This window comes from Phenylobacterium sp. (genome assembly GCF_016793225.1).
Classification (GTDB): Bacteria; Pseudomonadota; Alphaproteobacteria; order Caulobacterales; family Caulobacteraceae; genus Phenylobacterium.
Genome location: NZ_JAEUMN010000008.1, coordinates 1 through 22,171, shown reverse-complemented (window position 1 = coordinate 22,171; position 22,171 = coordinate 1). Strand labels below are relative to the sequence as shown.

Sequence of the window (22,171 nt, the reverse complement as noted above, 5' to 3'; positions counted from 1 at the left end):
ATCTGGTCGGGGTTGCAGGGCAGGGGGATCAGGTCGTCGAGCGCGAAGACGCCCGCCTCGGCGATCCGGCGGCGCACCTCGGTCAGCACCATCCGATGGCGTCGCGCGTCGAAGCCGTCGTTGCGGCCGGCGTCCTGGATCGGCTGGAACGTCACACCGCGCACGCAGCGCCAGCCCAGGGCGAAGCGAACGATGTCGGCGATTTCGTCGTCGTTGACGCCCTTCTTCAGCGTGACGACCAGCGTGGTGGAGATGTTGTGGCGCTCCAGCGCCTCCAGCGCCTCGACCCGCACCCTGGTCAGGTCAGCGCCGCGCAGGGCCATCAGCGCGTCGCGTCTCAGGCTGTCGAACTGCAGGTAGATCTCGAACCCGGGCATGTAGCGGGCCAGACGCTCGGCGAAGCCCGGCTCGCGGGCGATGGCCAGGCCGTTGGTGTTGACCATCAGGTGGCGGATCGGGCGCGCCTTCGCCGCGTCAAGGATGGCCCAGAAATCGGGGTGAATGGTGGGCTCCCCGCCCGAGAGCTGCACGAGGTCAGGCTCGCCCTCGGCCGCCACAATCACGTCCAGCATGGCCTCCACCTCGGCCAGCGGCCTGTGGCCGCCGCGCCTGACCGAGGAGTCCGCGAAGCAGACGGGGCAGGTGAGATTGCAGGCCTCGTTGATCTCCACGATCGCCAGGCATGAGTGCTGCTCGTGGTCGGGGCAGAGGCCACAGTCGTAGGGGCAGCCGTGCTCGGTGCGGGTGGCGACCGCGAGCGGTCGGTCGCCCGGCTTCAGCCAGTCGCGCTGGGCCTTCCAATAGCCGAGGTCGTCGGCGATGAGGGTCTTCTGCACGCCATGCTCGCTGCAGCGCTTCTGGAAGAAGACGGCGTCGCCCTCGGCGACGATCTTTGCAGGGACCAGCGCGAGGCACGTCTCACAAAGGCTGGTGGTCTGGCCCAGGAAGACGTACGGCGCCGCCCTGCGCACGCTCGTCGGCGAGGCTGCGGCGCCAGAAGAACCATCCATAGACGGCGAGCCCCCCGCTCAGGATGTGGAAGACGTTAAACGGACCGAGCACCGGCGGATAGGGCTTCAGGAACTCCCAGGCGAAGCGCGTGACGCCGTAGGCCATGCAGAGCGCGTAGAACCCACGCCGCATGGCCCAGGCCCGGCGGCGGGCCAGCCCCTCGAGATAGAGCGCCAGGAAGGCGGTCATGGCGAGGCTCTCGTAGACCTGCACGGGATGGCGGCCGATCCCATCGCCGAGGTCCACCCCCCAAGGCAGGCCGGTCGGCGCGCCGAAGGTCCCATCGATCGTGCCGGCGAACAGGCACCCGAAGCGGCCGATCACCACCCCCAGCGCGAAGGGGCCCACGAAGACACCCCCGGTCGAACCGCGCACCCCTCGGACGGCCTTGTAGACCTCCACGCCGACGATCGCCCCGGCCAGGGCGCCCACGACGCTGTGCGAGAGGGCGGGTTCAGCGCCGCGCACGCTGTTCAGCGATCCCGCGAGCCACGCGCCCGGGACCGCGCCGGCGGCGAGCGCTGCGAAGTAGCCGCCGCCGACCTTGCCCGCGACCTCGGAGACGAGGGCGCCGAGGCGCCATCGGTGGAGGACGAGCGACAGGCCGAACCCCGCGCCCCAGGCGGCGATGTCGAACAGCGTGTGCGCCCAAGCCGCGGTCGGAACGTGGATCATCCCGCCATCAGGTCAGCGGAATCGCCCGGGCTCAAGCCGGGCGGGCGTCCGCCTCGTGGGGGCCGGGATCGGGAGCGGGACAGGGCGCGAGCGGCGGAGTCGGGATGGCGGCCGGTTCGGCGTGCGGGTCGAGGTGAGCCCGGATCGTGCAGACCACGCCGTCGGCCGGGTAGGAGATCACCACCTCGCCGTTCAGGTCCGACGCGAGGCCGCGCTCGATCAGGCGCGTGCCGAAGCCGGTGCGCGCCGGCGCGGTGACCAGCGGGCCGTCGACCTCGCGCCAGGTGGCCGTCAACTCCCGCCCGCGCCCGCGCGCCGCCGTCCAGGTGAACTCGACGTGGCCTTCCGGAACGGAGAGGGCCCCGTACTTCATGGCGTTCGTGGCGAGTTCGTGGACGGCCAACGCGATGGCGATGGCGGTCTTCGGCGGCACCCACACTCGGGGTCCCGAAATGCGGATGCGGTCCTCGCCCAGCCCCATGCGGAACGGCAGCGTCGCCTGGGCGGCGATCTCCAGCAGATCCGCGCCCGACCACTGTTCATTGGTGAGCACGTCGTGCGCCTTGGAGAGCGCCACGATGCGGGAGGTGAGCGCGTCGCGGGTCTGGGTCGGCGAGGTCCCCGTGCGCAGGGTCTGGGCGACGATCGACTGGACGGTGGCGAGCGTGTTCTTCACCCGATGGTTCAGCTCGTTGACCATCAGGCGCAGGTGCTCCTGGTCCCGCTGCTGGCGGATCACGGCGTCGCGGAGGGTCTCCAGGCGCTCGCGCGCCTCGTACTGACGCCGGCGGCCCCGGATCGCGGTCTGCACCACGCTGACGAGGGTGGTGGGGTGGAACGGGCGTTCGAGGAAGCTGACGTTGCCGAGGGCGGCGGTGAAGCGGCTGGCGGCGGGGTTGCGCTCGAGGCCGGCGCCGCGCCGGGCCAGCACGAGCACCGGGAAGTCCGACCAGGGGGGCTGTGCGTCGATGCAGCGTGCAAGCGGGCCGTAGTCCTCCTCCTGCAGCACCTCCTCGACCACGAGGGCGAGGCCGGCGCCCCGGTCGAACTCCGTGCAGAGGTCGGCGACGTCGGCGCAGACGCTCGCCTCCAGGCCGGCCTCGCGCAGGATCGCGGCGGCGATCTCCGCGTCCCGGCCGTAGGGGGCGAGGACGAGGGCGCGCTCTGGCGCGGTGTCGCCGCCCGTCACGGCCTAGTCTCAGGCATGAGTCCAGCCGACGAACCCATGAACACGGGGAAGCCGCCCAGAATGCCCTGGATCTGCGTCAGAGGCTCGCCGACGACGACGCCGCGTTCGTCGATGGTGTACTCGCGGATGGTCCGCTCGTGCTGACCCGCGCGCTTCTTCACGACCGAGATCGCCCTCCGCACGTGCCCAAGCGCCTCGAAGTACCGGAGCAGGAGCACCGTGTCCGCCAGGTAGGTGACATCCACGGGCGAGCGCATGTCGCCGACCAGGCCGTGCTGGGCGACGGTGAGGAAGGTGGTGGCCCCCTGGCGGTTCAGGAACTGCAGCAGCTCGTGCATGTGCAGCAGCAGGGAGTGCTCACCGGGCATCGCCGCCTGGTAGCCGTTGAGGCTGTCGAGGACGACGGTCTGCGCGCCGGACCGCGCCACGCACGCCCGCACGCGCGACGTGAATTCGCCCGGCGACAGTTCGGCCGCGTCCACCTGTTCGAGGATCAGGTCGCCGCTCGCCCGCAGGGCGGGGATGTCGATGCCGAAGGCGCGGGCGCGCTCGGCGAACAGCCCGACCTCCTCGTCGAAGACGAAGAGGGCCGCCCGTTCCCCGCGCGCGATGGCCGAGATGGCGAAGGTGAGGGTGAGCAGCGACTTGCCGGTCCCCGCGGGCCCCAGGACGAGACAGCTCGTGCCCCGCTCGACCCCGCCCCGGAGAAGGGCGTCCAGCCCCGCCACGCCGCTGGGCAGGGGGGTGCGGTCGAAGTCGGTCCTGTGCTCGGAGGACACGAGGCGGGGGAACACGTCCAGGCCTCCGGTGCGGATCGTGAAGTCGTGGTAGCCGCCGCGGAACTTGCGGCCGCGGTACTTGGTGACCCGCACGCGCCGGCGCTCGGCGCCGTACTCGGGGGCCAGCTCCTCCAGCCGCACGACGCCGTGGGCGACGCTGTGCACCGTCTTGTCCGTGACCTCGGCGGTGAGGTCGTCGAGCAGCACCACGGTCGCGTTGTGCTTAGCGAAGTAGTGCTTCAGGGCGAGAACCTGGCGGCGATAGCGCAGCGACCCCTGCGCCAGCAGCCGGATTTCCGACAGGCTGTCGATGACCACCCGGCTCGGCTGTACGCGCTCGATGGCCTCCAGGATCAACCGCGTCGTCTCGCCGAGCTCCAGGTCGGAGGAGTACAGCAGGCTCTGCTGCTGGCGCTCGTCCAGCAGACTCTCGGGGGGAGACAGCTCGAAGACCACCACACCTTGCAGGTCCCATCCATGCGAGGCGGCGGTGTCGCGCAACTCTTCTTCGGTCTCGGAGAGGGTGACGTAGAGCGTCTTCTCGCCCGCGGCCGCGCCGGCCAGCAGGAAGCTGAGCGCCGCCGTCGTCTTGCCGGTTCCGGGGCTCCCCTCGAAGAGGAACACTCGCCGCCGCTTGAGGCCTCCGCCCAGGATGTCGTCGAGGCCTGACACCCCCGTCGACGCGTCGCCTTCGCGCGCGCCCGCAGGATTTACGCGCATCTGTCCTCGTACGCTCTAAAGCCCGCACCTGGGCCCCCACGAGCGCGAAATGCACGACGGCGGTCCGCGGTTCCCAGGGGCTCGCGAATTCAGGTGACGCGGCGTGTCCGCGGGTCGCGCACCGCCACGATCAGGATCACGAACGCGGCGGCGAGGAAGCCCAGGGAGGAGAGGAAGACGACGTCGTAGCCGAACGCCTCGGCGACCAGCCCGCCCGCCAGGGGCCCGGCGGTGGCGGTGATGCTCTCGGCCGTGGCCGACACCGCGATGCGCATCGGCAGGTCGTCGCGGTCGCCGAACTCGAGGATCATGGTGTTGGCGGCCATCATGTAGCCGCTGAGCGACGCGCCCAGGACGGCGAACGCCACGAAGATCCAGACGGGTTCGTGCAGGTTGAGCAGCATCAGGGTCGCGCCGACCCAGCCGGCGATGGCGACGATCAGCACCAGCCGGAAGCCCGTCTTGTCGCCCAGATAGCCCCAGATCAGGTTCGAGGCGGTGTCGGCGCCCAGGAAGGCGAAGGAGAGCAGGCCCAGGGTCGCGCCGTCGGCTCCGATCACCTTGCCCACGTGCAGGATGTAGAACGGGGTGGCGATCCGCGCGGAGGTCGCGAGCATCTGCACCAGCAGGAAGAAGCCGTAGGCGCGGTCCTGGGAGATGAGGGCGGGGAACTCCCGCAGGCGGTCGCGGAACCTCGCCTCGGCGCGCACCGTCGGCGGCTCGGGCTCGCGAAGCAGGATCTGCAGCGCCCAGAGGCCGGCGCTGGTCAGCAGGAAGGCGAAGATGAAGGTCGTGCCGTAGCCGTTCCCGAACAGGTTCGGCTCGACGAAGTAGCGGCCGGCCACCCAGGCCAGCAGCGCGGCGATGGCCCCGCCCGTGGCGTTGCGCCAGGCCTGCAGGCGCCCCCGCCGGCTGATCGGGATGACCTTGGACATCAGGAGGCTGAAGACGACCCGCTGGGCCCCCATGAAGATGCCGAACATGAGGATGAAGAAGAGCAGCGCCCAGACCAGCGGCTGGCCCGAGAGGAAGAAGCCGGCGACGCCCATGCCGAGCACGGCGAGACGCCCCAGGCTGCCCATCAGGACCGCCGCGGGCATGACCTTGGTGCGGTGCTCGATCTTGGTGGCGCCGAAGATGGGCGAGATGATCCCGCCCAGCTGCTGCAGGGCGAGGCCCAGGCCGACGATGGTGTTCGAACCGGAGACGGCGAAGAGGTAGGTCGGCAGGAAGGTGGGCGCGTTGACCAGCCGGAAGCCGGTCATTCCCAGCATGCCGTGCAGGTAGTTGCCGAGATAGTTCCGGCGCAGGTTGTCCCAGACGAACTTCTCGTACGCCGCCTCGCGCGCCGCCAGGTCGTCGCCTCCGGCCTGGGCGGCGATCAGCGCCTTGTCGTCGCTGTCCTCGAGCTTGGCGTCCAAGTTACTCCGGCCGCGCGGACTTGTCGCCCGCTCCGGCCCCTCCCCACAGTGGCGGATGTTTCGAAGGTCCGGTCCGGTGATGGACGGTCCAGGCCTGATGCTAGAGCGCGCCGTACGCCCCTGGGAAGCGCTTTCGCGGGCGAGGGTGGTTCGCGCGCGGGGGGAGTCCGGTTTCCTGGATTTGGCGCCAAGCCGATAGTTCCGCCGCGGTGTCGGGGCTGGGGGCCGGGGCCGGCGCGGAACGTCCGCCGCCGGCCCCGCTGTCCGCGCGTCAGCCCACGCCCGCCTCGGCCTGGACCCGGCCGTAGCGGCGCCAGAGCAGCGAGAACGCCATCAGCACGCCGGCCAGGCCGATCAGGATCGGCGCTGCGTAGGTTGCGCCCGCCGCGATGATCGCCGCGCCGGCGAGGCACGCCACGCCGCAGCCCACGTCCCAGCCGCCTTCCGTCGCCACGTTGAAGGTGAGCGGGCACGGCGCGGCCTTGGCCAGGTTGTAGATCGGGGCCATGAGCGCCGGGATCCAGACCGCCTCGACCAGCGCGCCCAGGGCGTTCGCGGTCACGGCCAGCCAGGGCGTTCCCACGCTGCCGGCGCGCAGCGCCAGGACGGCGAGGGCGACCACGAGGGCGATGGCGATCGCCGACCGGCCGCGCCCTGCGTCGATGTGCCGCCCGATCCACAGGCTGAACGCCGCGCCCACCAGCGCGGCCAGGGCCATGGCGCCGCCGTAGGCCGTGAAGCTCTCGCCGAGGGACGCGAACAGGGCGATCTGCCAGACGTAGTGGTAGCCGCCGGCGAACACGCCGTCGCAGGCCATCAGCAGCATGCCCGGCCACGCCGCCTTCAGGCCGCCCGGCGACTCGGGCGGGATGGCGACCTCGGGCGCGCCGATCAGGGGCGCGGCGGCCGCCACCTGGATCGCGGCGGCCAGCAGGAAGGCGAACCAGGGGCCGCCGAACGCCAGAGCGTAGGCGCCGACGAGGGGGGCGACGATGCTGACGACGGCGGTCAGCGCCTGGCGCACGCCCACCTGGCCGCCGCGATGCTCGTCGTCGCCCACGCTGGCGAAATAGGCGTGGTAGCAGGTCCAGTAGAGGACGCTCCCGACCGGTCCGATCAGCACGACCGCCAGGAAGACGGCGTCCGGGCCCTTCACCAGCGGCAGCAGCGGGAAGACCGCGGCCTCCAGAACCGTGCCCGTGATCAGCGTGCGCCGCAGGCCGATGCGTCGCGCGAGGGGCAGCACCATGGGGCGCAGCAGGAAGCGGCCGCCGACCATGGCGGCCATGGCGCACAGCACCAGCGGCGGCGAGACGCCGGCGCGCAGCAGGAAGACCAGGATGAAGATGCCGCCGGCTCCGGCGGCCAGGGCGATGACGGTGGAATGCAGGTTGAGGCGATTGACCGCCTCATTGGAGAAGAAGCTCATGGCAGGGAACGCCTAGGCTGGTCTGCGTCAGGCAGACGATGTGCGCGTGCGGGCGCGATCCCGCGTGGGCGGGCGGCCCTTGGGCTCGACGGGGGCGCTCAGCCCCTCAGGCGTTCGAAGGCGGGACACATCGTGGGCGCAGAATGCACGCGGCCGCCGCCGTCGCGCAAGGCGGATCGCTGCGGCGTCGCCGTCCCGCGATGGATCAGATCCGCTTGTATTCCAGGCGCGAGCCGTCCTCGAGCTTGCCCCGCAGCGCGAGCCAGTTGCCCTGGGCGTCGTAGAAGTCGTCGATCTCGGCCTCGCCGCGGATCTGCCAGTGGCCCGGCTTCACCTGGGTGGCGGTGACCCGAAGCATCTTGCCCTCCTGCTGGTTGAACAGGGGCCGGCCGAAGTTGGCCTGGTTCCAGTGGCTGAGCGGCGCGGCGTTCGCCGGCCCGCGCACGGCGCCCGCCGGGCCGTTGATCTGCACATAGCCGCCCATGGCGCGGCCCGAGGCCTTGGTGATCTTGCCGTTGCCGTCCGTGGTGCAGTCGATGCTGGACCACTTGCCGTCGACCCAGCGCTCCACGGCCTGGTGCTTGTACTTGTAGACCGGCACGGGCCCGACCTTCACCGTCATGGAGACGTTGGTCGTGGCGGTCCGGGCGTTGTCGTCGCCCGAGAAGACGATCACGTGCTCGCCCACGCGCGTCCCGTTCCGGAAGACCTGGAAGGCGAGCCGCGGCGGGGGCGCCGCCAGCGCCGTGCCGGGGGCCATCGCGAGCCAGGCGCCGCCCAGGATCAGTTCACGTCGCGCGATCAGCAGCCGATCGGACATTCCAGCAACCTCTACCTTCACCCGCTCACGGTAAATCTAGTGGCATCTACGCACCGATCCAGTGCTCCGGACGCGGCTTATAGCTGCGCCGTGGCCATTGGGGCAGGGGGTTCGTCTCAGGACGCGCGGCGCCGTCGCCCAGTTCGAAGGTCAGGCGGCGGCCTGCAGCGAATCGGAGGGACGCACATCCACCTGGACGGTGAGGTGCGCCGAGCCCGGGTCGCCGTAGATGGCGCCGGCGATCGGGGCCGCCTCGGCCGGGGTGCGCGCAACCGCCACCGGGATCAGGTCCTGGCTCTCGGCGAGCGCATTGGTGGGATCGAATTCCGTCCAGCCCAGGTCGGGCAGGAAGACCTCGCACCAGGCGTGCGTCGCCCCCGAGCCCCGGACGGCGCCCGCGCCCGGGCAGTAGATGTAGCCGGTCACGAACCGGGCGGCGTAGCCCAGGCGCCGCAGCGCCTCGACCATCAGCCAGGCGAAATCGCGGCAGGTGCCGGCCGCCAGCCTTACCGTCTGGCCGGGGTCCTGGGCCGCGCCGAGGTCCCGGGCCTGGTACTCGAAGTTGTCGTGGATCGTCTGGTTCAGCCGCAGCAGGAAGTCGAGCGCGGGCTCGTGGGGGTTGGCGACCTGGTCGCGCAGCCACTTCAGCAGGTCGCCCTCGGAATCGTCGGTCGCCGGTTCGATGAAGGGCGACAGGACGGCGCGGTCCGACGGCGCGTAGACGATGGGGGTCGCGGTCTGCGGATCCTCGACCCGCAGGTCCGAGAGCAGCGCCGGGAACCGTTCGATGAGGAGTTCGCTGACGATGGAGAGGTCGCGCGCCTCTCCCCGGGGGGTGAAGTTGCACACCGAGTTGCCGAGCGCATCGTAGACCCAGCGCATCTCGCCCGGCGGCGAGACCGTGAGCACCGCGTCGACGACGCGGATGGCGTGGCTGTCGCGCGGCCGCAGCAGCATGCGGTGCTGCGCGAAGGACACCGGGCGCTCGTAAGCGTAGCGGGTCTCGTGTCGTATCCGGAGCCTGGCCATCGTGCGGGAATGAGCGGCGCGAGTGGGGGTTCCGCGGGCGGCGGTTGCGGCTTCGCCTTGGCCGTGTCATCCGGCGCCGATGACGTGCGATGTGATCGTGGTGGGCGGCGGCCACAACGGCCTGACCTGCGCGGCCTACCTGGCGGCAGGCGGGCTCAAGGTGAGCGTGCTCGAGCGGCGCGGCGTCCTGGGCGGCGCCGCGGTGACCGAGGAATTCCACCCGGGCTTCCGCAACTCGGTGGCGAGCTACACCGTCTCGCTGCTGAATCCGAAGGTGATCCGGGAGCTGGAGCTGCATCGCCACGGCCTCAGGGTCGTCGAGCGGCGCATGGCCAACTTCCTGCCCCTGGACGGCGACCATTTTTTCGTGGGCGAGGGCGTCACGCTGTCGGAGACGGCGCGCTTCTCGGCCCGCGACGCCGAGCGGCTGCCGGCCTACTGGGACCGCCTGGACCGGATCGCCGACGTGCTCCGCGAACTGGTGATCGAGACGCCGCCGAACCTCGTCGAGGGCGGGCTCGCGCAGGCCCTCCCCGAGCTGCTGAAGAGCGCGGTGCTGGGGCGGCGCCTCTCGAAGCTGGACCTGACCGCCAAGCGCGACCTGCTGGCCCTGTTCTCGCAGTCGGCGGGCGACTGGCTGGACGGCTGGTTCGAGAGCGCGCCGATCAAGGCGGCCTACGGCTTCGACGGCGTGGTCGGCAACTACGCGAGCCCCTACACGCCGGGCACGGCCTATGTGCTGCTGCACCACGTCTTCGGCGAGGTGAACGGGAAGAAGGGCGCCTGGGGTCACGCCATCGGCGGCATGGGCGCCATCACCCAGGCCATGGCCGCCTGCTGCCGCGAGCGCGGCGTCGAGCTGCGCACGGACGTGGCCGTCGCCGAGATCCTCACCGAAGCAGGCCGGGCGAGCGGGGTGGTCACGTCGTCGGGCGAGATCCTCAAGGCCCGCGCCGTCGTTTCGAACCTGCACCCGCAGCTGACCCTCGGCCGGCTGCTCGACCCGGAAGTCCTGCCCGCGGACTTCCGGGAGCGGGTCGCGCGCTACCGGTCGGGCTCCGGGACCTTCCGCATGAACGTGGCGCTTTCCGAGCTGCCCCGCTTCTCGGTCGCGCCCGAGCCGGGCGACCACATGACGGGCGGCATCATCATCGCGCCCAGCCTGGCCTACATGGACCGCGCGTTCGTGGACGCCCGCGAGCACGGGTGGTCGAAGGCACCCATCGTCGAGATGCTGATCCCCTCCACCCTGGACGACACGCTCGCGCCGGCCGGCCGGCATGTGGCCAGCCTCTTCTGCCAGCATGTGGCGCCGGACCTGCCCGGCGGACGGTCCTGGGACGACCATCGCGACGAGGTCGCGGACCTGATGATCGCCACCGTCGAGCGGCATGCGCCCGGCTTCGCGGCGTCGGTGATCGGGCGCCAGGTGCTCTCGCCGCTGGATCTCGAGCGCACCTTCGGCCTCGTGGCCGGCGACATCATGCACGGCAAGCTCAGCCTGGATCAGCTGTTCTCCGCGCGGCCCGTGCTGGGGGCCGGCGACTACCGCACGCCGGTGCGCGGCCTCTACCAGTGCGGATCGGGGACGCACCCGGGCGGGGGCGTCACGGGCGCGCCGGGACGCAACGCCGCCCGCGAGATCCTCAGGGACGCCCGCCGCCGTCGGTTCTGACGCCCTGGACTTCCGAGACCAGGGCGGCGGGACAGCCCAGCGTCCACGTCACGCCGGTTGGGGCGAAGTCCAGCGAGACCTTTCCGGCCAAGGCCCGCTCGATCATCACGCCGGCGACCCGGGCGCCGAAGCCACGGCGGCCGGGCGGGCGGACGGGCGGTCCGCCGCTCTCGATCCAGGCCATCGAGAACCACGGCTGCCCGTCGACCTGGGCGAGCCGCCAGGAGATGGCCACGCGCCCGACGTCGTTGCTGAGCGCGCCGTACTTCGCCGCGTTGGTGGCCAGCTCATGCAGCGCCATGCCGAGGGACTGCGCGGCCGCAGGCGGCAGGTCGATGTCAGGTCCGTCGAGCAGGATGCGCTGGCCGACGAGGTCGCTGAAGTGCAGCAGCTGGCTGCGGATGAGGGCGGAGAGGCTGGCGCCGTTCCATTCCGTCTGCACGAGCAGGTCCTGGCTCGCCGCGAGCGCCTGGATGCGGTCGCTGAAGCGGCTGAGGAAGTCCACGGGACCCGCCGCCGCCGTCTGCTTGGCCACCGCGTCGACCAGCGTCAGCATGTTCTTGGCGCGATGGTTCAGCTCGCGCATCAGGTACTGGATCTTCTCCTCGTAGGCCTGCCGCTCGGACAGGTCGTAGAAGTGGCACACGACGCCGGGACGGCCGTCCGGCATGGTGACGCGCTCCAGCTTCCAGTCGTAAGCCTCGGTGGCGTCGAGATCGGCGCGCCGCTCCACGGTGCTCGGAGAATGGTACGGCTCGCCGGTCTCCAGCGTGCGCCGGAAGTGCGCGATCGCTTCGCTGGCGAAGGGTTCCTGCCAGATCAGGCGCAGGACATCGGCGAAGTCGCGACCGATCAGCGGCCGGACGTTCTCGAACACTTTCTGGGCGCCCTTGCCGACCTGGGCGAGGCGGAAGTCGGCGTCCACCGCGTAGATGCCGAAGGGAGAGCTCTCCACGAGCCGGCGGAAGGTGTCGTGCGACGCCTGGAGCCGCTGCTCGGCCTCTTTCCGGTCGCTGATGTCGATCACCGAGCCGACGAACCCGGCGAACGCGCCGTCCAGCGCCCAGCGAGGCTTCGCGGAGTCGATCGCCCAGCGGTAGACGCCGTCCTTTCGCCGCAGGCGATAGTCGAGCTGGAAGGCCTCGCCGCGGGCCGACGCCTCCATGAAGATCCGCTCGGCTTCGGATGCGTCGTCCGGATGCACGGCGTTCAGCCAGCCGAACCCGAGCGCCTCCTCCGGCGTCTGCCCGGTGAACTCGTACCACGACGAGCTGAGGAAGGTGCACGCGCCGTCCGCTTCCGTGACCCAGACCATCATGGGCGAACTGTCGGACAGCGCCCGAAAGCGTGCGTCGCTCTCCATCAGCGCCCGCTCGGCCACCATGCGGTCGCTGACTTCTTCGCAGACGACCCCGATGCCGATCACGTCGCCGCCGGGCGTACGGACGGGGTAGAAGTGTTCCCGCCACTCGCGCTGTTGGCCCGGCCGCGCGGGGGTTTCGCCCCGGATCGGCACATCCCGCAGCGGCGCGCCGGACTCCAGCACATGGCGCAGCGCGGGCTCGGCGGTCGCACGCAGGTCGGGCAGCAGATCCCAGGCCCTGCGCCCCAGGTGCTCGGCCACGGAGAAGCCGTTCATCTCTGCGAGGGCGCCGTTGAGACGGACGAAGCGCAGCTCGGTGTCCAGCAGTCCGAGGCCAAGCGGCGCCTGCGCGTACAGCGCCTCGAGTTCGGCGAAGTGCTGGGCCGCCGCGTCGCCCGTGGGTTGCTCGCCGGGGTCGGTCCCCGTCAGGTCCACGTTGACGCCGCGAATGACGCGGACCCGGCCCTGGCCGTCACGCTCGATCAGCCCGCGGTCGAGGATCCGGCGTATGGCGCCGTCGGGGCGGACGATGCGGAATTCGTGGCTGTAGCTGTCCGCCCCGGAGCCGAGATACGCCGCCGTCTGCGCCTCGATCCGCGGCCGATCCTGCGGGTGCAACAGGCTCGAGAAGCCCCGTTCGCCCCTCGGGGTCTGCGTCAGGCCATAGATGTGCAGAAGGCTCGCCGACCAGACCAGGCGATCCTCCGCGACGTGCCATTCGTAGAAGCCAAGGCCGGCGGTTGATTGGACCGCCGCGTCGTTCAGGACAATCAGTGGAGGCGCTCCGTTGGCCCGCCGTGAGCCTTTCGCCGCCTGGCGCGGCGGCGAACTCATTCAACCCGAATGCAGACCTTACCGATACCACCGGTTGTCCCCGCGCGACCAGAAACACGTTCGTGAGCAACCGAGGGGCGCCCGAGACCAGCGATTTCGACAACTCCGGTTCGTCCCGGCGAACGCCAGGCCCAGCTCCACGCCCGAGGTCCTGATGGGAGGGCTCCGAGCTTCCTAGAGCACGTAGCGCGCGCGCCAGTGGGCGGCGACGAAGGCGCGAAGGTCGCGATAGGCCACGATCTCCATGTCGCGCAGCGCTTCCACCTTCTCGGCGAGGCCGCCGGCGTCGAAGCGGGCCCGGGCCTGCAGCACGGCGGCCGAGTACCAGGCGTAGCGGCCCGCATCGTCGGTGAGGAGCAGGCTGTCGTTGAGGAGCCGGAGGCCCATGGCGACGGCCGCGCCGCTGGCCGCAAGGCCCAGCAGGGCCTTCACGGCCGTCGAGGACGCCGTCACGCCGAACAGCATCAGGCCCCCCGCGAGCGCGGCCGCCACCACGGCGGCGGCGGGAAGGATGTCGCTGCCGATGCGCACGGCTTCGGAGCTTCTGCGCGGCCCGCGGAGCGACGCGCCGAGCTTGCCGTCGGTGTAGGCGAGCTGGATGCCGAACCGGTTGCGCCGCAGGATGTCGAGAAGGAGCTCGAGGCCGGGCGAGGGTTCGGGAATGACCGAGGCGGTGCGCCATTCGGGCAGGACCCAGGCCTCCTCCGGCCGGGGGTCCCCGGCCAGCCGGCCGAGCTGCGCCGGCATCACCTCGGGACTGGGCAGGGCGTCGAGGGCGCGGGCGCGCGCCACCTTCCACTCGGCGAAGGCCTGGTCGTCGACCATCGCCCGGGCCACCAGGTCCAGGTTGTTGACCAGCGTCTGGAAGTAGAGGGCGCGGGCCTGTTCGGTCCAGAAGCGGTGGGCGAGCCACCGGGAGCGCGAGTGCGCTCCCAGCCAGTGGAACAGCGCCAGCCCGATGCCGCCGACGGCGAGCGCCAGGGCGGCGCCGCCGGCCACGGGCTGCAGCGCGGGCGGGGCGAGGGGCGAGAAGGCGCCCACGACCAGGCCGCTGACCGACGCGGCGACCGAGATCGCGCCGAGCCGGCGGTCGGCCCGGCCGTGCCGGTTCGCAGGCGCCTCGTGCTTGCCGAACAGGGCGCGAAGCTCGGGCCAGTCCAGCACGCGCAGCGCCGCGGGGTGCTTCGCGCCCAGCGCCATCCGGGCCGGCTTGGTGAAGAGGATGTCGTCGTTCGCCCAGCCCGCTTCGGGGTCCTCGAACTCACCGGGCGCGCGGGCGTCGACCTCTGGCGGGGCGGTGTTCATGGGCGGGCTCCGCAGTCCCCCACGGACCGCTTCGCCGCAGTATAAGCACAAGCGGAGCCGGCCTTGCGACGGTTCGTCGGGCGCCCGGACGGCAAAGCAGTCCGCCTATGCGCCCTGCGCCTCCAGGACGGCTTCTTCCACCTGGCCGAGCCGATCCTTCCCGAAGAACATCTCGTCCCCGACGAAGAAGGTGGGAATGCCGAAGACTCCGCGGGCGACGGCGGCTTCCGTGTTGGCGACGAGTTCCGCCTTGACCTCCGGATCCTGCGTGGCCGCCAGGATGGCCGCGCCGTCGAGGCCGGCGCCGTCGAGCGTGACCTTGATCACCTCGGGGTCGTCCATCTTCAGCCCGCGCTCCCACATGGCCGCGAGCACCGTCTCCAGGTAGGCCTCGCCCACGCCCATGCGCCGGGCGGCGACCAGGCCGCGCATGATGGTCAGGGTGTTGACCGGGAAGTGCGGATTCATCCGGAACGCGGTCAGCCCGTGCTTCTTCACGTACCGCTGCGTCTCCAGGTTCTCGTAGGCCATCTTCCCCTTCACCGGCCCGAAGGCCTCCATGGGCGAGCGGTTGTTGGTGGCCTTGAAGATGCCGCCCAGCAGGCAGGGGATGACGTTGAGCGTGGCGCCGGTCCGCGCCGCGATCTGCGGCAGCACCTTCCACGAGAGGTAGCCGTTGGGGCTGCCGAAATCGAAGATGAAGTCGATCTGAGCCATCACCAGCTCTCCTTCCAGGGTCTGACGTCGAGTTCGTGGGTCCAGGCCGAGCGGCCCTGCCGGTGCACGGCCACATAGCTCTGCGCGATCTCCTCGGGGCGCAGGATCGCATCCTCGGCGAGCAGTTCGTCGGCGTTCGGGCGGTTCTGGCGGATGAAGACGCCGTCGATGCCGCCGTCGACCACGATGTGGGCCACATGGATCCCTTGCGGGCCCAGCTCGCGGGCCATGCTCTGGGCCACCGCGCGCAGGCCGTGCTTGGCGGCGGCGAAGGCCGAGAAGCCCTCGCGCCCGCGCACGCTGGCTGTGGCGCCGGTGAAGAGGATGGTGCCGCGGCCGCGCGGGACCATGTGCTTCGCCGCCTCGCGCCCCGCCAGGAAGCCCGCGAAGCAGGCCATCTCCCAGACCTTGGTGAAGACCCGCGCCGTGGTCTCGCGGATGCCGAAGCGGACGTTCGCCCCGATGTTGAAGACCACCACCTCCAGCGGCCCGATCTCGCGCTCGATGCGCTCGAAGAGGGCGACCACCTCGTCCTCCTCGCGGGCGTCGACGCCGAACGCATGCGCCTCGCCCCCCGCGTCGCGGATTTCGCCGGCGATGCGCTCGAGCTCGGGGAGGTTGCGCGGGCGTCGGGTCATGCACACCGCGTAGCCCTCGGCCGCGAAGGCCTTCGAGATCGCCCCGCCAAGGCCGTCGCCGACCCCCACCACCAGGCACGCGCCTTTCGACATCGGACACTCCGTTCGAATTTCGAACGAACTTCGTCTTGAATCCGAACCCAGTCAATGGGAGACTTGCGCCATGCGCTGGGCCGAACTCGCCGGAGAGGACTGCTCGGTCGCCCGCACCGTGGCGGTGATCGGCGACCGATGGACCCTGATGATCCTGCGCGACTGCTTCCTGGGCGTGCGGCGGTTCGAGGACTTCGAGCGCCGCCTTGGCATCTCGCGCAGCATCATCGCCGACCGCCTGAAGACGCTGGTGGACGAGGGCGTGCTGCGGAAGGAGGCCTACCAGGACCGGCCGGTGCGCCACGAGTACCGGCTCACGGACAAGGGGCTCGGGCTCCACGCCGTGATGATGGCGATCGTCCGCTGGGGCGACGTCCACTACGCCGGCGATGCGGGACCGCCGATGATCCACCGGCACAAGACCTGCGGCTGCGACTTCCATCCGGTGCTGGCCTGTTCGGAATGCGGCGAGGCCGTCGGGCCGCGCGACGTCGAGGTCCGCGCGTCGCGCTGACGCGCGGCTGTTACGCAGGATCAAGCGTCTGAACCGGCGCGTCATGGCTCCCGGCCGCCCGAGGACCGACTGTTCCGGGCATGCGCAAAGCCACCCTTCTCCTCTTCGTCCTGGCGCTGGCGGCCGGCGCCGCCGACGCCGCCCGCACGGCGGAACCCTACAAGGTCCCGCGGACGCCCCACGGGCACCCCGACCTGCAGGGCGTGTGGACCAACACCTCGCTCACCTGGCTGGTGCGGCCGCCGATCTTCAAGGGGCTGGTCGCCACGCCGCAGGAGGAGGCGATGATGCTCGAGGGCTTCCGCAGGATGGCGGGAGACCTGCTGGCCGAGCATGTCGATCCGAACCTGCCGGCGCCGCCCGTCGTCAAGAACGCGCCGCAGGCCGACGTGCTGGAGATGGACCTGCGCCTGGCCCGCATCGACGGGCAGCCCCGCTCGTCGCTGATCGTCGAGCCGGCCGACGGCCGTCCGCCCCTGACGCCCGCGGGCAAGGCGGCCACCGAGGCCTGGGACAGGTCGAAGGGCTACGCCGATCCCGAGGCCCGCCCGAACGAGGAGCGATGCCTCACCTCGATCGGCCTGATCGAAGGGCCGCCCATGCTGAACGGCGGCTTCAACAGCCACTACCAGATCGTCCAGACGAAGGACCACGTGGCGATCTACGTCGAGATGAACCACGACGTGCGGATCATCCGCCTGACGGACCGCAGCCGGCCGCACCCGTCGGTCACGCCCTGGATGGGCGACTCGGTCGGCTGGTGGGAGGGCGACACGCTGGTGGTCGAGACGACCCACCTGAACCCGAAGGGCGCCTATGTCGGCGGCCTGACCGGCGGCTTCGCCTATTCGCCGCAGGCCAAGGTGGTCGAGCGGTTCACGCGCAAGGCCAGGGACATGTTCCTCTACGAGTTCACGGTCGAGGACCCGGTCACGTTCTCGAAGCCCTGGCGCGCCGAGCTGCCGTTCCGCCCGGCGGCCGGACCGATCTACGAGTACGCCTGCCACGAGGGGAACTACTCGCTGCCCAACATCCTGCGCGGCGCCCGCGTGCAGGAGGCCGAGGCCGCCAGCGCCGCCGCGAAGCCGGCCCCCTGATCGCCGCTCAGGGCCGCCAGCCGAGGGGGCGGGGGACGAGGCGGCTGGGCTGGGTGACGACGCGCCAGGCGTTCTCGGCCCACTCGCAGATCCAGCGGCGGGTGTCGCGCGGGTCGATCATCTCCTCCATCTGGAACCGGTTGAGCGGGCCCACCGGGCCGCGCACGCTCTCGATCCGGGCCTCGATCTCGGCGCGCAGGGCGGCGGGGTCGGCGGCCTCGGCGAGCTGGCGCTTGTAGGCCGCCTCGATTCCGCCCTCGGGCGGGATGCCGCCCACGTCCGCCGCCGGCCAGACCACGCGCGCCGACGCGGCGGCCTTGGGCGTGGCGTAGTTGTTGCCGGCGACGCCGAAGCTGCGGCGCATGATGACCGTGAAGATCGGCACGCTCACCTGGCTGAAGGCGATCATCCACTCGCCGCCCTTGCGGATGGTGGCGGCCATCTCGTGCTCGACGCCGACCGCGAAGCCCGGATTGTCGACCAGGTTCACGATCGGGAGGTGGAAGAGGTCGCAGAGGTCGGACAGGCGCTTGAGCTTGTCGCACCCGTCGGCGGTCAGCGCGCCGCCGTTCTCGTGGCGGCTGTCGGAGGCCATGATCCCCACGGGGATGCCGTTGAAGCGCGCGAGGCCGGTGATCTGGTCCGATCCCCAGAGCGGCCCGATCTCGAAGAAGCTGCCCTTGTCGGCCATCAGCCGGATGGCGCGGCGCATGTCGAAGGTGGTGGTCCGCTTGCGCGGGACGAGGGTGAAGAGCTCCTCCTCGCGCCGGTCGGCCGGGTCGTCGCAGGCGGTTCGCGGCGGGGCGTCCCAGACGCTGGGGGGCAGGTAGCTCAGGAACCGCTTCGTCTGGGCCACCGCCTCGGCCTCGGACTCGGCCAGGTTGTCGACCGCGCCGTTGCGGCAGTGGATGCGCCAGTCGCCCAGCTCCTCCTTGGTCACGTCGTAGCCCATGGCGTGGGCCACCACCGGCGGGCCGGCCACGAACAGCTGGGCGATGTCGCGCACCATCACCGAGAAGTGGCCCAGCACCGCCTTGGCCGCGCCGATGCCCACGACGCTCCCGAGGAGCACGTTGACGACCGGGACGCTCGAGAGCTGCTGGGCGTACATCTCCGAGCCGAGATGTCCCGGCAGGAACGAGCCGCCGCCGCCGGCCACCCGGGGCCGCCCGGCCTGGATCGCGCCCGAGCTCTCCTTGGCCGCGCTCTGCTCGCCGCCCTCCTGCTTGGGCACCATCGCGGCCACGCTGCCGCCGCCGGACGAGCCGTCCAGCAGGCGCACCGAGGGGCAGCGGAAGTCGAGGCTGAGTTGGTCGAGGTAGCGGCTCTTCTGCCCGATGGCGCCGTCGGCGTGGCCGCCGCGGGAGGTGAAGTCGTCGGCGCAGACGATGGTGCGCCGGCCGTCCACGTCGCCCCAGCCGCCCACGTGGTTCGCCGGCGTGAAGTCGGCGATGCCGCCGTCCGCGTCGTAGCTGGCGAAGCCTGCGAGGCTGCCCACCTCGCGGAAGCTGCCGCCGTCCAGCAGCAGGTCGATCCGCTCGCGGCAGGTCAGCTTCTGGCGGTTGCGCTGGCGGATCACGCCGGGGTCGCGCGTATCGGGGCCGAAGCGGTCGTGGGCGATCTGCTGCAGGGCCGCCACCTGGGCCATGACCGGCGCCCAGCTGTCCTCGCCGTAGGTGCGGGTCGCGCCGGCGTGCTGGCCGGCGGCCGGCCGGAGCGCCGCCACCACCTGGCCCGCCGCCACGGGCGAGCCGGCTTCCAGGGCGGCGAGGCGGGTGACCGTGCCGGCGCTGGGCGCGGTCACGGTGGTCTCCATCTTCATGGCGCTGACCACCATCAGCGCATCCCCGGCCGCGACGACCGCGCCCTCGGCGACCGAGACCTCGACCACGGCGCCGCTCATGGGGGCCTCGACGCCCTCCTCGCCCTCGTCGAGCGGGAAGGCGGGCGGCGCGGCGGCGGGCTCGGCGCGCCGCGCCGCGGGTCCGGACGGCTGGGCCATCAGGCCGGCGGCGTTCGACGCCTTCAGCCGCGTCATGGGCGAGGCCAGCTCAGGCTTCTCGGCGAGCAGGGTCGTGCGCGCGTCGCCGGCCGCCACCGAGGGCTCGTTCAGGATGGCCTGCAGCTGGCCCAGGTTCGTGGGCAGGCCCGCGATGTGGAACTCGGCCAGCGCGCGGCCGCAGCGCAGCACGGCCGAGGCCAGGGAGCCGTCCGAGGCGGACCGGGCGATCACCTTGGCGAACATGGGGTCGAACTGCGGCGGCGGAGTCAGGCCGGGGTAGCCGCAGCTGTCCACCCGCACGCCCGGCCCCGTCGGCTCCTTGTAGCCGTCCAGCGACCCGGCCCCGACGGCGGTCACCCGCGCCTGCACCGCGTAGCCGCGCGCGGGCGGCGGCTCGGACAGGCCGAGCTGGGCCAGGGTCGCCCCGGCGGCGATCCGGAACTGGGTCTCCACCAGGTCGACGCCGGTGACCTCTTCGGTGACCGTGTGCTCCACCTGGATGCGCGGGTTGCACTCGATGAAGAAGTGCTCGCCGGTCTCGGGGCTGACCAGAAACTCGACGGTCCCGGCGTTCACGTAGCCCCCGGCCTTGGCCAGCCGCAGGGCGTCGTCGAGGATGCGGCGGCGCAGGCCGGGCTCGAGGCCCGCCGCGGGCGCGATCTCCACGACCTTCTGGTTGCGGAGCTGGACCGAGCAGTCGCGCTCCCAGAGGTGGACGAGCCCGCCCTGGGCGTCGGCCAGCACCTGGACCTCGACGTGGCGCGGCCGCATGACCAGCTTCTCGAGGAAGACCGATCCGTCGCCGAACGCCGCCGCCGCCTCGCTCTGGCAGCGTGCGAAGGCCTCGGCCAGCTCGCCCGGCTGTTCCACGCGGCGCATGCCGCGGCCGCCGCCGCCGGCCGCCGCCTTCAGCATCACCGGATAGCCGATCGCGCCCGCCGCCTGCGCCGCCTCATCCGGCGAGGCGAGGGCGCCCGCGCTGCCCGCCACCGTGGGCACGCCCAGGGACGCCGCGAGGCCGCGCGCCTTCACCTTGTCGCCGAACAGCTCCAGCGCCGCCGGGGGCGGGCCGATGAAGGTGAGACCCTCGGCCAGGCAGCGGCGCGCGAACGCCGCGTTCTCCGAGAGGAAGCCGTAGCCGGGATGCACCGCGTCGCAGCCGGACGCCGTCGCCGCGGCGATCAGGGCCTCGATGTCCAGGTAGGGCGCGACCGCGTCGCCCCCGGGCCCGCCGATCGCCCGCGTCTCGGTGGCGACCTTGGTGTGCAGCCCCCGGGCGTCTGCCGCCGAGTGCACGCTGACGCTTTCGACGCCGAGCGCCGCCGCCGCCCGCGCGATCCGCACCGCGATCTCGCCCCGGTTGGCGATCAGAACACGCTTGAACACAGGCCCGCCTCCTCCGGCCGCTCTGCCGGCGGCCTCCGGGCCCCACTGTCGAACAGTTGTTCGAAGGCGCCAAGCGGGGGCGGCGCGCCGCGCCGCCCCTCGTGGCTCAGAACCGATAGCCCGCGGTCAGGGACACGGCCGTGAAGTCGTGGCCGAAGGCGCCGCTGAGGCCAAGCCGCAGCGTCTCGCCGATCTGGCGGACCGAAGCCTCGCGCGAGCCCACGCCATAGCTCAGCGACACCTCGTGGTACTTGTCGACGAAGAGGTCGTCGCCCAGCAGGTGGGTGTAGGTGTAGCTGGCGCGGACCGTGCCCTGCCGGCCCAGGACCCGGCCGAAGGGGACCTGGTAGGCGATCCCGTTGCGCAGCGCGGTGTTCTGGATCTTCGGGGTCTCGAAGTCGCCGGCCTCGATCTTCAGGCTCGAGGAATAGGTGATCGCGTTGCCCAGGATGAGGTGGCCGCGGCCCACCGGCGCCAGCTTGTAGCGGCTGGAGACGCCGACAAGGTAGAGGGCGCCCGAGGACACCTCGTTGTCGGAATAGAAGGCCGCCGCGCTCGCGGTCGGCTCGACCACCCAGCGCCCGTCGATCAGCGGGACCTCCACCGTGGTGCGCAGGCCGAGCGTGGCGGTGCGCCCGCCTTCGCCGCCGCGGTTGGAGCCGTAGTCGATGTAGCTCACCGGGATGCTGACCTTCAGCCGCATGCGGCTGCCTTCGCGCAGGCGGAAGCCGCGCTCGAAGAGGCCGTCCACGAACTGCGCGTCGGCGCCGCCGGCCGACAGGTGGCCGGCCCGGCCGCCCACCATCCAGCCCGAGGTGTCCGGCTCGCGCCCGCGGCCGCCGTCCTTGCCGCTGGTCTCGTCCAGCGCTTCGGACGGGCTGTCGAGGTCGAGGGAGCCGCGGGTCAGCTGGCCCTGGGCCGAGAAGGGATTGCCCACCAGCGGGTTGTTCGGGGTGTTCTGCGCCAGGTACCGCGCATAGGCCGCCGTGATCTTGCCGCGGTCGGCGTTCTCGTCGGCGAACTCGAGGAAGTCGCCCAGCGCATTGGCCCGGCTGTCGGCGCCGCTGCTGGTGAAGCTCAGGCCCAGGTCCGGCGCCGTGAAGCTCACGTCGGGGTTGTTCGCCGCCGACTCGGCCCGGACTTCGATGCCGACGATGTTCAGCACGGCGCTGGCCGCGCTGCAGGTCCCCGTGACGACGCCGCCGTCCCGCTGGCAGGAGCCCGAGTAGTTGATCCCGAAGGTCTCGAAGCTCGAGTTGCGGTTGGCGATCGCGTACGCCAGCAGCTGGCCCGGGTTCGCGACGCCGAAGGTGTGGGTCTTGCCGTCGACCGTTAGCGAGCCGGTCAGCGCGTCGCCGAGGTTCGGCAGCTCGCCCGCCCGCAGGACGAAGCCGTCGGGCTGGCCCAGCAGGCGCGCGACGACGATCGGGGCCTTGCCGCTGGCGAAGAAGTTGCGGTCCAGCTCGCGCCGCGA

The 22,171-nt window shown here is 71.6% G+C and carries 17 protein-coding genes; 3 read left to right on the top strand and 14 right to left on the bottom strand.

The features are described from left to right. From JNK30_RS00630 to JNK30_RS00595, 8 genes are all read right to left on the bottom strand, one after another. Positions 1-971 (bottom strand): radical SAM protein (locus JNK30_RS00630; protein ID WP_293479205.1); only part of this gene is annotated, 971 nt, incomplete at its 3' end. Then, entirely contained in the window at positions 919-1,686 is a 768-nt protein-coding gene (locus JNK30_RS00625) for a prolipoprotein diacylglyceryl transferase family protein (RefSeq protein ID WP_293479203.1), read from the bottom strand. The genes JNK30_RS00630 and JNK30_RS00625, both read right to left, overlap by 53 nt. Before the next feature lie 31 nt (positions 1,687-1,717). Then, the gene (locus JNK30_RS00620; RefSeq protein ID WP_293479201.1) at positions 1,718-2,875 is read right to left on the bottom strand and encodes an HWE histidine kinase domain-containing protein; all 1,158 of its coding nucleotides are present in this window, start codon (positions 2,873-2,875) and stop codon (positions 1,718-1,720) included. Continuing rightward, positions 2,872-4,374: an ATPase domain-containing protein gene (locus JNK30_RS00615; protein WP_293479199.1), complete on the bottom strand. Its 1,503-nt coding sequence runs from the start codon at positions 4,372-4,374 to the stop codon at positions 2,872-2,874. The genes JNK30_RS00620 and JNK30_RS00615 overlap by 4 nt, the downstream gene beginning before the upstream one ends. A gap of 89 nt (positions 4,375-4,463) precedes the next feature. Next, the gene (locus tag JNK30_RS00610; RefSeq protein WP_293479197.1) at positions 4,464-5,795 is read right to left on the bottom strand and encodes an MFS transporter; all 1,332 of its coding nucleotides are present in this window, start codon (positions 5,793-5,795) and stop codon (positions 4,464-4,466) included. A 271-nt stretch (positions 5,796-6,066) separates the two neighbouring features. Then, on the bottom strand, positions 6,067-7,224 hold the full coding sequence (locus tag JNK30_RS00605; RefSeq protein WP_293479196.1) for a hypothetical protein: 1,158 nt from the start codon (positions 7,222-7,224) through the stop codon (positions 6,067-6,069). A gap of 205 nt (positions 7,225-7,429) precedes the next feature. Next, positions 7,430-8,044 (bottom strand): DUF6134 family protein, encoded by a 615-nt coding sequence (locus JNK30_RS00600; RefSeq protein ID WP_293479195.1) that lies wholly within the window; start codon positions 8,042-8,044, stop codon positions 7,430-7,432. Between the two features lie 150 nt (positions 8,045-8,194). Further along, positions 8,195-9,073 carry a transglutaminase family protein gene (locus JNK30_RS00595; protein ID WP_293479193.1) on the bottom strand — a complete coding sequence of 293 codons (879 nt, stop codon included), beginning with the start codon at positions 9,071-9,073 and terminating at the stop codon, positions 8,195-8,197. Positions 9,074-9,152: 79 nt separating this feature from the next. Here JNK30_RS00595 and JNK30_RS00590 point away from each other — a divergent pair, with 79 nt between their 5' ends. After that, positions 9,153-10,748, top strand: a complete 1,596-nt coding sequence (locus JNK30_RS00590; protein ID WP_293479191.1) for an NAD(P)/FAD-dependent oxidoreductase — start codon at positions 9,153-9,155, stop codon at positions 10,746-10,748. Here JNK30_RS00590 and JNK30_RS00585 read toward each other — a convergent pair. The 4 genes from JNK30_RS00585 to JNK30_RS00570 all read right to left on the bottom strand — a co-directional run bounded on the left by JNK30_RS00585 (position 10,720) and on the right by JNK30_RS00570 (position 15,698). Beyond that, positions 10,720-12,945, bottom strand: a complete 2,226-nt coding sequence (locus tag JNK30_RS00585; protein WP_293479189.1) for a PAS domain S-box protein — start codon at positions 12,943-12,945, stop codon at positions 10,720-10,722. The genes JNK30_RS00590 and JNK30_RS00585 overlap by 29 nt on opposite strands. A 174-nt stretch (positions 12,946-13,119) precedes the next feature. Next, the gene (locus JNK30_RS00580; RefSeq protein WP_293479187.1) at positions 13,120-14,250 is read right to left on the bottom strand and encodes a hypothetical protein; all 1,131 of its coding nucleotides are present in this window, start codon (positions 14,248-14,250) and stop codon (positions 13,120-13,122) included. A 105-nt stretch (positions 14,251-14,355) separates the two neighbouring features. Then, positions 14,356-14,967: a 2-hydroxychromene-2-carboxylate isomerase gene (locus tag JNK30_RS00575; RefSeq protein ID WP_293479186.1), complete on the bottom strand. Its 612-nt coding sequence runs from the start codon at positions 14,965-14,967 to the stop codon at positions 14,356-14,358. After that, positions 14,967-15,698, bottom strand: coding sequence for an SDR family oxidoreductase (locus tag JNK30_RS00570; RefSeq protein ID WP_293479185.1), 732 nt, complete (start codon positions 15,696-15,698; stop codon positions 14,967-14,969). The genes JNK30_RS00575 and JNK30_RS00570 overlap by 1 nt, the downstream gene beginning before the upstream one ends. A gap of 70 nt (positions 15,699-15,768) precedes the next feature. Between JNK30_RS00570 and JNK30_RS00565 the strand changes: the two genes are divergently transcribed. Together JNK30_RS00565 and JNK30_RS00560 are read left to right on the top strand one after the other, a co-directional pair. Then, complete coding sequence (locus JNK30_RS00565) at positions 15,769-16,212, top strand: helix-turn-helix domain-containing protein (protein WP_293479184.1); 444 nt, start codon at positions 15,769-15,771, stop codon at positions 16,210-16,212. 80 nt (positions 16,213-16,292) lie between these two features. Continuing rightward, on the top strand, positions 16,293-17,309 hold the full coding sequence (locus tag JNK30_RS00560) for a hypothetical protein (RefSeq protein WP_293479183.1): 1,017 nt from the start codon (positions 16,293-16,295) through the stop codon (positions 17,307-17,309). 7 nt (positions 17,310-17,316) lie between these two features. Here the strand turns inward: JNK30_RS00560 and JNK30_RS00555 are convergent, their stop codons facing one another. Both JNK30_RS00555 and JNK30_RS00550 read right to left on the bottom strand, forming a co-directional pair. Continuing rightward, a complete protein-coding gene (locus JNK30_RS00555) occupies positions 17,317-20,697 on the bottom strand; it encodes a carboxyl transferase domain-containing protein (protein ID WP_293479181.1) in 3,381 nt (1,126 codons plus the stop codon). A gap of 106 nt (positions 20,698-20,803) precedes the next feature. Continuing rightward, positions 20,804-22,171 (bottom strand): hypothetical protein (locus tag JNK30_RS00550; RefSeq protein WP_293479179.1); only part of this gene is annotated, 1,368 nt, incomplete at its 5' end.